The sequence below is a fragment of the Streptomyces sp. NPDC006510 genome, assembly GCF_040611955.1.
Classification (GTDB): Bacteria; Actinomycetota; Actinomycetes; order Streptomycetales; family Streptomycetaceae; genus Streptomyces.
This window is the reverse complement of sequence record NZ_JBEXPH010000266.1, coordinates 1-9,243: the sequence shown is the minus strand read 5'-3', so window position 1 is coordinate 9,243 and position 9,243 is coordinate 1. Positions and strand designations below refer to the sequence as shown.

Genomic DNA, 9,243 nt, shown 5'->3' with positions numbered 1-9,243 from the left:
CGCAGCGCTGTGGCGAGGTACGCCGCGGTGCGGCTGCCCGCCGCCCGCGCCACCTCGGCGGGCGTTCCCGCCGCCACGATCCGGCCGCCCCGGTCGCCGCCGCCGGGGCCGAGGTCGATCACCCGGTCGGCGCCCGCCACCACCGCCATGTCGTGCTCCACGACCACCACCGTGTTTCCCGCGTCGACGAGGCCGTGCAACTGCCGCATCAGCACCTCGACATCGGCGGGGTGCAGCCCCGTCGTCGGCTCGTCCAGCAGATACAGGGTGTGGCCCCGACGGGTGCGCTGGAGCTCCGCGGCGAGCTTGATCCGCTGGGCCTCACCGCCCGACAGCTCCGTCGCGGGCTGACCGAGCCGCAGATAGCCGAGCCCGACGTCGAGCAGGGTCCGCAGACTGCGCCCGGCGGCCGGCGTGTCCGCGAAGAACCCGGCCGCCGACTCCACCGTCAGATCCAGCACCTGCGCGATGTCCAGGCCGCGCAGGGTGACCTCCAGCGTCTGCGGGTTGTACCGCGCGCCATGGCAGTCCGGGCAGGGCGCGTACGTACTGGGCAGGAAGAGCAGCTCCACGGAGACGAACCCCTCGCCCTGGCAGGTCTCGCATCGCCCGCCCGCCACGTTGAAGGAGAACCGCCCGGCCTTGTAGCCGCGCTCCCGGGCCGTGTCCGTCTCGGCGAACAGCTTCCGTACGACGTCGAAGAGCCCGGTGTACGTGGCCAGATTGGACCGGGGGGTACGGCCGATCGGCCGCTGGTCGACCTGCACGAGACGGTCCACCGCCTCCAGCCCCTGCGCCGAAGCGCACCAGGGCGCGGGGCGCTCGGGGGCCGACTCCGCGCCGTCGGGGGCCTGCCGGTCGGCGAGCGCACCGGCCAGGACCTGACCGACCAGCGTCGACTTCCCCGACCCCGAGACCCCGGTGACGGCCGTGAACACCCCGAGCGGGAACTCGGCGTCCACGCCCCGCACATTGTGCCGGTCGACCCCGGTCAGCCTCAGCCACCCCGACGGCGTACGCACCTCCCGGACCGGCGCGGGCCCGTCGTCGAAGAGGAAGCGCCGGGTGGCCGACTCGGTCACATCCGCGAGCCCGGCCGGAGGACCGCTGTGCAGCACCCGGCCCCCGTGCTCACCGGCCAGCGGCCCCACATCGACCAGCCAGTCGGCCCGGCGCACCACATCCATCTGGTGCTCCACGACGAAGACCGAGTTGCCGGCCTTCTTCAGCCGTCCCAGCACCCCCAGCAGCGATTCGGTGTCCGCCGGATGGAGACCGGCCGACGGCTCGTCCAGCACATAGACGACCCCGAAGAGCCCCGAGCGCAACTGGGTGGCGAGACGCAGTCGTTGCAGCTCGCCGGAGGACAGCGTCGGGGCCGTGCGGTCGAGGCTGAGATAGCCGAGGCCTAGCTCGGTGACCGTCTCGATCCGGGCGAGCAGATCCGCCGTCAGCACCCGCGCCGTGTCGCTGCCGCCCGCCGTGCGCAGCAGCTCGGCGAGAGAGGTCAGCGGCAGCGCGGCCAGCTCCGCGATCGTACGGCCGGCGAAGGTGACGGCCAGCGCCTCCGGACGCAGCCGGCTGCCGCCGCAGGCCGGACACGGGGCACTGGCCAGAAACCGCTCGGCCTTCGCCCGCAGCGTGCGGCTCTTGGAGTCCGCGAAGGTGTGCATCACATAGCGGCGGGCACTCATGTACGTGCCCTGGTAAGGGCGTTGGATGCGCCCCGCCTCCCGCACCGGATGGACCGTCACCACCGGCTGCTCGTCGGTGAACAGGATCCACTCCCGCTCCTCGGCGCCCAGCTCGTCCCACGGCCGGTCGATGTCGTAGCCCAGCGCGTCCAGCACATCGCGCAGGTTCTTGCCCTGCCACGCCCCCGGCCAGGCGGCGATCGCGCCGTCCCGGATCGACAGCGAGGGGTCCGGGACCAGCAGCTGCTCGGTGGTGCGGTGGATGAGTCCGAGCCCGTGGCACTCGGGGCACGCCCCGGCGGCGGTGTTCGGTGAGAAGGCGTCGGAGTCGAGCCGCTCGGCACCGGCGGGATACTCCCCGGCCCGGGAGAACAGCATGCGCAGGAAGTTGGAGAGCGTGGTGACCGTGCCGACGGACGAACGGGCACCGGGCGCCGAGCGGCGCTGCTCCAGCGAGACGGCGGGCGGCAGGCCGGTGATCTCGCCGACCGCAGGGGCGCCGACCTGATGGATCAGCCGGCGGGCGTACGGGGCGACGGACTCGAAGTAGCGGCGCTGGGCCTCGGCGTAGATCGTCCCGAACGCGAGGGAGGACTTCCCGGAACCGGAGACACCGGTGAAGACGGTGAGGGTGTCGCGCGGGATGTCGACCGAGACGTCCTGGAGATTGTGCTCACGGGCGCCGCGCACCCGGACGTACGGATCGTGGGGGGTGGACATGTGCGCGGGGGACTCCGTACGGATCGGGGCGGGGCCGGCGGCCGGGGGACAAACACTCCGATTCTAGGGCCTGTCCGGCGGATCACGGCCGGGGTCGCGGCGTCTGGCACGGCACCTCGCGGCGTTGCCGAAACGTCCGAACAGCTCCGCTGTCAGGACGCTCCGGCGCCTTGCGATGCACCGCACCGGACGCCGCGCCCGGTCCGACCCTGATCCGCCGGACAGGTTCCAGGCACCGGGGTGGTGGAGTCCGTTGCCACCGGGCCGCCCGGCGCACGGCGGCGGACACCGCCCCGGGCCGGAACGACCGGAGGCCGGCCCGACCGGACCGGCCTCGCGGATCAGCGCGGACAAGAGCTACCGGGAGGGGCGCAGGGCGCGCTTGATGGGCCGTCCCACGACGCTGCGGGCGCGCTGGTACGTGGACCGCTGGGCGGGTATCGAGGAGTTCTTCAGGAGCTTCCGCTTGAGCTGGGTGTTCTCGGCGGTGAGTTCGGTCAGCTGGCTCTGGAGCCAGTTCAGCCGCGGTGCCATCGTGGCGGGGTCGGAGCCGACCCAGGGGCGGACGCCCGGAGGGAAGGACAGTTCGCTCATCCGGCTCTCGAAGGCCGTGCCGCCGTCGCCGTGGGTGAAGGTGTTCTCCAGGCCGTTCTTGTCGAGGAAGTTCACGAACCGGTCGAACCGTTCCTGGTGACCGCGCATCAGCGGCCCGAAGTCCGCCGCGGCGTGGAGGTCGGCGGGGTCGAGGTCGAACGGGACCTTGGAGAGCATCCGGTGCGGGATGTCGAAGTAGCGGCACAGCTCCAGAGTCCGGGAGTCGCCGCAGAGCACGGTGGCCGGCGTTCCGGCCAGCAGCGCCGCGATGTTGCCGTGGATCCGGGAACCGAAGGAGAAGTCGAAGCCCCGCAGGTCGTCCATCCAGGTGACCGGGTCGATGTAGACCCGGACCTTGTCCTCCCCGTACATGGGGTGGTCGGGGTGGGTGGGGATATTGGTCACCGAGGCGTTCTGATGGGACAGGTCGCGCCAGTGCAACTGGCGGGCGTCGGAGAGGTTCTGGCCGATGAAGCGGAGGTGCGGGTAGTGCGCATGGGTGCGGTTGATGATCTGCCCGAGCTTGTGCTTGCGCACCGCGTCGTGCGATCCGTTGACGGCGATGCGCGACTCGGGCCCGAGCGCCCGGCCGTCCTCCCGGATGACGAGCCTGTTGCCGTGGAGGAACATCGAGGGACAGCCGATGACGTCCACGTCGCGGAACCCCATGTCCCGCAGATACCGCTCGGTGAACTCCCCGCGCACACCGATGGAGGCACTGTGGTCGAGCACGGCGGAGACGAACGCGTAGACCGTGGACTGCATGGGCTTCAGCCGGTCCGCGGAGTAGTTGACGCCGGTCTGGGCGCCGACGCCCGGGACGACGACCGGGATCTTCAGCTTCGAGATGAGCTGGGTCAGCCGCTCCAGCTGCCGTTCGAAGGAGGGCCGGAAGGCGTTGGCGAGCGGGATGACGAAGACGTCGTACTCGCTGTTGATCCGGTCGGCGTCGGCGACCCTGGTGGCGATGCCGTTCGACACCACCTCCGAACGTGGCGTCTCAAGGATCTTGTGAGCGGCGTCGCTGAAGATCAGGTTGCCCGAGTTGGTGGCGAACACGTCCTCATGGAGAGCGCGCTCGACAGGGACGACGTCGTAGGGGCTCTTCCCTGAACGCAGGAGTATTCGCTTCACATGGTTAACGTTGGATGCCACAAACCTGAATATAGCTTTACAAACGCTTTGGGTTCCATGCGCATCCTGCACAACCTTTTGCGATCGATGCGGAACGTGAGGGACGAATCACTCATCCGCGGGCGTGCGGGCGCGCGCGGCGAGTCAACGAGTGCCCGGCGCGGCGCTCCTGAACTTCTCGTGCGGCTCTCTTGAGCCCCCGACGGCACCGCCCGTACGCTGCGTCGTGCGCACGGGCGCGCCTACCGGGGAGGTGGAAGCGCCGTCATGGCCGACTCACTGTCCGAGGACGACATCCTCGAAGCGGTCGCCCGGCACATCGGCCGCCCGGGGCAGGGGCCGCAGTTGCGGCGGACCGGTGTCGACATCACCCGGCTTCCGATGCTCGACCTGCGCATCGTCCGCTGTGTGGAGACCCGTGGCACGCGGCAGGAGACCAGGCCCGGCAAGTACGACATATCGGGACGGCCGACGTACGAAGGGGAGCTGCGCGACCATCCGGTCCAGCCGCCGAAGGACCCGGCCGAGTCGCGGAAGGTGGAGCTGGTGCTCCACGGTTCGGTGCGGACGGTCGCCTGTGGCTGTGACGAAGGCCGGCAACCGTGCTCGCGCTGCCGGGCCAAGGGGAAACTGCCCTGCGAAACCGGCCCGTTGTGCCCGGCCTGCAAAGGTGTGGAGCCGTGTACCTGGTGCGACGGCACGGGGGAGCGCCAGGACCGTGCGCCGGCCGGGCCGTCGGGGGAGAAGAACTCTCCCGGACGGACAACCTGTCTGAAATGCCGCCGGCCACGCACCGCTTGTCCGCAGTGCCGCGGGTGGGGCACCGAGAAGTGCACGCGGTGCGACGACACGGGCTTCAGGGTCTGCCCGGTCTGCGCGGGCGAGAGGTCGACGGAACACACCTCGTGCGACGGCACGGGCCTGGTCACCCTGTGGACGGGCGGATCGGTCGCGCACGCCCCGGAGCGGAGCGCGGTGAAGCTGCCGGACCCGGCGCCGCCGCTGCGGGTCCGGCAGCGGACCGGACGCACCGGTGCGTGGGAACGGGTCACGCTGACCTCAGTCGGCGAGCCGGTACCCGACGCCCTGGACCCCGCCCACGTCGAGGCCGTCGAAAAGGCACTCCTGCCCCGGCCGGACGAGGTGGCCAGACGGGCCGACATCGGGTGGCTGCACCTGGTGGCGGTCGCGATCCCGGACGATCCCGACCACGTCTTCTACGTCTTCCCTGGATCCGACGGCCCCGAGGTTCTCCCGATCTGGTCCAGGCGCAGGTCGCTGCGGATCGCCGCGGTGGTGGCAGGGGTCGTCGTGCTGGTGCTGCTGGTGGCCGCGCTGGTCTGATTTGCTGGGAGTGTGAGGAGCGACCACCGGCCCCTGGCCGTATTCGACTTGGACGGCACGCTCGCGGACAGCGGCCACCGGCAGCACTATCTGGAGGGGCGCCGACGCGACTGGAACGGCTTCTTCTCCGCGGCCGTCGACGACCCGCCGCTTCCCGAAGGCGTACGGCTGGCGCTGAGCAGCGCCGAGCAGTGCGAGGTCAGGTATCTCACCGGCCGGCCCGAGCGGTGCCGCCGGGACACCGTGGCATGGCTGGCGGAACACGGGCTGCCCGAGGGGCGGGTGTACATGCGCCGTGACGACGACCGCAGGCCGGCCCGGCACACCAAACTGGAGATCCTGAAGCGGCTGGGCCGGGAGCGTGAGATCCGGATGCTTGTCGACGACGACGAACTCGTCTGTGACGCGGCGGAGCGGGCCGGCTTCACCGTGGTGCGGGCCCGCTGGGCCGAGGTGTCGGCCTCGCTCAAGGACGCGCAGGAGCGCGAGGGCCGTACCTGAACCCGACGGGGCGCGACCGGCCGGACGCGGCCTCGGTCCGGTCGTGCCGCAGTGGGCGTATCAGCTCGTCTCGTCGAGCCGGAAGCCCACTTTCAGGCCCACCTGGTAGTGCTCGACCCGGCCGTCCTTGATATCGCCGCGCACCTGTGTGATCTCGAACCAGTCGAGATTGTGCAACGTTTCCGAAGCTCTTGCGATGCCTCTGCGGATGGCGTCGTCGACGCCCTCGTGCGAGGTCCCGACGATTTCGGTGACCCTATAGGTGTGATTTGACATCTTATGTCTCCTTTCGTCCCTACCACGGTGCCCCACCCGGTCCGAGTCCGCGAGGGATCGAAGTGCAGAATGTGCCGTGAACAGCCCTTGACCAAATCAATGGTCCATACCAAAATCCAGCCACGCCCGTGCGAGCACAGCCCGCAGTCCCCCACACCGGGTCCTGAATTGAGCCGTGCCGTTTCGCAGAAGGTGAACCTGGTGAAGAACCGCATACTCGTCGGAGCCGTCGCGCTCGTTTCCACCTTTGCGCTGGGGGGATGCGGCTCGGGCTCGGGCTCGGAGGCGTCCAGCAGCAAGAAGGTCACGATCTGGCTGATGAAGGACAGCGTCTCCGCCGACTTCCTGAAGCGGTTCACAAGGGCCTATCAGGACGAGCACCCGTCCATCGAGCTCGAGTTCAAGTTCCAGAGCTGGAGCGGAATCGGCCCGAAGGTCATCAGCGCCCTCAAGGGCAAGGACACGCCGGATGTCATCGAGGTCGGCAACACCCAGGTCGCCCAGTACGCGGAGAGCGGTGGCCTGCGTGATCTCACCCTGGAGTCCGTGCGCGATCTGGGCAGCGAGGAGTGGCTGCCGGGCCTCGCCGACCCGGGCAGCATCGACGGCATGCAGTACGGCATTCCCTGGTACGCGGCCAATCGAGTGGTGATCTACAACAAGGAGCTCTTCGAGCGGGCGGGCATAAAGAACCCGCCGAAGACCCGGGACGAGTGGATCGCGGACACCCAGCAGCTGAACCGGAACGGAAATCAGGGGATCTATCTCGCGGGCCAGAACTGGTATGTCCTCGCCGGATTCATCTGGGACGAAGGGGGCGAACTCGCCGAGGAGAAGGGCGGCGAGTGGGAAGGCACCCTGGACAGCCCCGCCGCACTCCGGGGCATGAGCTTCTACAAGGAACTCCAGGCGCTCGGTGACGGCCCCAAGGACGCGGACGAGGAAAAGCCCCCGCAGGCCGATGTGTTCGCCGAGGGGAACGTCGCACAGATCATTTCGGTGCCCGGCACCGTCGCGCAGATCGAGAAGAAGAATCCCGAACTCAAGGGAAAACTCGGCTACTTCCCGATTCCGGGCAAGACCGCGAAGGAGCCCGGCTCCGTCTTCACCGGCGGCTCCGACCTGATCGTTCCGGACAAGGCGGACCAGCGCACCGAGGGCATCGAAGTGATCAAGGCACTGGCGGGCCGGAAGTGGCAGGAGGAGCTCGCCAGGACCATGAGCTACGTGCCCAACAAGCCCGGCCTCGCGAGCGTCGTCGTGGGGCAGGAAGGCACCGCGGCGATGGCCCGTGGCGCCACGAAGGGCCGCGCGACCCCCAACTCGCCGCAGTGGGCGGACGTCGAGGCCGACAACCCGATCAAGCCGTACATGACGGCAGTGCTCGAAGGCGGGGACCCGCAGCAGGCGGCGAAGACCGCCTCGAAGAAGATCACCACCAAGCTCGCCGGAAGCTGACCCGCACAACCCAACGGTCCACAACAGATTGCTGTGGACCGTTCCCGGCCACCCCCGGGATTCAGCCTTCGCACATTTCGGCTCTCCCGAGCGGTCATGTCGAATCCAGCCGGTCACGGAAGAAGTAAGGGGCCGGGCCTTCGCACCCAGTGCGAAGGCCCGGCGGCCGCCCTTGCCGATCCGTCCCCGGAGACCGTCATGAACGCGCTGCCCGTCACCTCCCTCCCTGCCGCTCCCGTCGTTCCCGCGCAGCCCGTCGCCCCCGCCACGCCGCGCTACCGGGTGTCCCTCGCCGCCGACCAGGACGAGGTCCGCGCGGCCCAACGGCTGCGCCATCTGGTCTTCGCCGGTGAGCTCGGCGCCAGGCTGGACGGGCCCGAACCCGGTCTGGACAGCGATGCGTTCGACGCGTACTGCGACCATCTGCTGGTCCGGGAGGAGACCACCGGCGACATCGTCGCCACCTACCGTGTGCTGCCGCCCGACCGGGCCCGGATCGCCGGGCGCCTCTACGCGGAGAGCGAGTTCGACCTCGCCCGCCTCGGCCCGATCCGCGACGACCTGGTCGAGGTCGGACGGTCCTGCGTGCACCCGGCCCACCGCGACGGCGCCGTCATAGCCCTGATCTGGGCCGGACTCGCCCGCTACATGGAACGCACCGGCCACAACTGGCTGGCCGGCTGCTGCTCGATCCCCCTCGCGGACGGAGGCGTCGCCGCGGCCGGCGCATGGGAAACCGTACGGACCAAGCACCTGGCACCCGAGGACCACTGGGTCACGCCCCACCGGCTCTGGCAGCCCACCGCGGCCCTGGCCGCCGCAAGGGGAGGCGTGCCCGCCGGGCCGGCCACGCTGCCTCCACTCCTCCGCGGCTATCTGCGCCTCGGCGCCTGGGTGTGCGGAGCGCCCGCCCACGACCCCGACTTCAACGTCGCCGACCTGTACGTACTGCTGTCGCTGCGCCGCACCGACCCACGCTATCTGCGCCACTTCCTCGCCCTCGCCCCGCTGCGATGAACCCCTGGCTGCCCACCGCACCCTGCACCCCGGGCACCTGCGCCGGTCACGACGGCCGTGTGCGGGGCCGCCCGGCCGCCGCGGCCCTGCTGCTCGCCGGGTGCGTGTGCATCCTGGCCGGGGCGCTGGGCGCCCCGTTCGCGGCGATGCTCGGGACGGCACGGCGGGAACGGCTGATCCGGCGCTGGGCGTACGGTGTCGTGCGCGCCTTCGGGGTGCGGGTGCGGATCGTCGGCACACCGGGGGCACCCGGCGCAGCACCCGGGGGACCGGGCACGCTGGTCGTCGCGAACCACATCTCATGGCTGGACATCCCGCTCGTCGCGGCCGTGTTCCCCGGCCGGATGCTGGCCAAGAGCGAGATCCGCGGCTGGCCGCTGCTCGGCCCGCTCGCCGCACGCGGCGGCACGCTCTTCGTCGAACGCGACCGACTGCGCGCACTGCCCGCGACCGTGCGCACCATCGGCGCGGCGCTGCGCGGCGGTTCACGCGTGGTCGTTTTCCC

At 70.3% G+C, this 9,243-nt stretch carries 8 protein-coding genes; 5 read left to right on the top strand and 3 right to left on the bottom strand.

Features of this window, described 5'->3' with window-relative positions:
* Together uvrA and ABZY11_RS40130 are read right to left on the bottom strand one after the other, a co-directional pair.
* Positions 1–2,414 (bottom strand): excinuclease ABC subunit UvrA (gene uvrA, locus ABZY11_RS40135; RefSeq protein ID WP_356483898.1); only part of this gene is annotated, 2,414 nt, incomplete at its 3' end.
* Between the two features lie 357 nt (positions 2,415–2,771).
* Positions 2,772–4,163, bottom strand: coding sequence for a polysaccharide pyruvyl transferase family protein (locus tag ABZY11_RS40130; RefSeq protein WP_356483897.1), 1,392 nt, complete (start codon positions 4,161–4,163; stop codon positions 2,772–2,774).
* A 246-nt stretch (positions 4,164–4,409) separates the two neighbouring features.
* Between ABZY11_RS40130 and ABZY11_RS40125 the strand changes: the two genes are divergently transcribed.
* Together ABZY11_RS40125 and ABZY11_RS40120 are read left to right on the top strand one after the other, a co-directional pair.
* Positions 4,410–5,486, top strand: coding sequence for a hypothetical protein (locus tag ABZY11_RS40125; protein WP_356483896.1), 1,077 nt, complete (start codon positions 4,410–4,412; stop codon positions 5,484–5,486).
* A 12-nt stretch (positions 5,487–5,498) separates the two neighbouring features.
* Positions 5,499–5,987 (top strand): hypothetical protein, encoded by a 489-nt coding sequence (locus tag ABZY11_RS40120; RefSeq protein WP_356483895.1) that lies wholly within the window; start codon positions 5,499–5,501, stop codon positions 5,985–5,987.
* Between the two features lie 60 nt (positions 5,988–6,047).
* On the opposite strand, the gene ABZY11_RS40115 is transcribed toward ABZY11_RS40120, so the two are convergent.
* On the bottom strand, positions 6,048–6,263 hold the full coding sequence (locus tag ABZY11_RS40115; RefSeq protein ID WP_356483894.1) for a dodecin: 216 nt from the start codon (positions 6,261–6,263) through the stop codon (positions 6,048–6,050).
* Positions 6,264–6,464: 201 nt separating this feature from the next.
* Between ABZY11_RS40115 and ABZY11_RS40110 the strand changes: the two genes are divergently transcribed.
* The 3 genes from ABZY11_RS40110 to ABZY11_RS40100 form a co-directional block, all read left to right on the top strand.
* The gene (locus tag ABZY11_RS40110; RefSeq protein WP_356483893.1) at positions 6,465–7,721 is read left to right on the top strand and encodes an extracellular solute-binding protein; all 1,257 of its coding nucleotides are present in this window, start codon (positions 6,465–6,467) and stop codon (positions 7,719–7,721) included.
* A 198-nt stretch (positions 7,722–7,919) separates the two neighbouring features.
* Positions 7,920–8,738 (top strand): GNAT family N-acyltransferase, encoded by an 819-nt coding sequence (locus ABZY11_RS40105; protein WP_356483892.1) that lies wholly within the window; start codon positions 7,920–7,922, stop codon positions 8,736–8,738.
* Positions 8,735–9,243 (top strand): lysophospholipid acyltransferase family protein (locus ABZY11_RS40100; protein ID WP_356483891.1); only part of this gene is annotated, 509 nt, incomplete at its 3' end. The genes ABZY11_RS40105 and ABZY11_RS40100, both read left to right, overlap by 4 nt.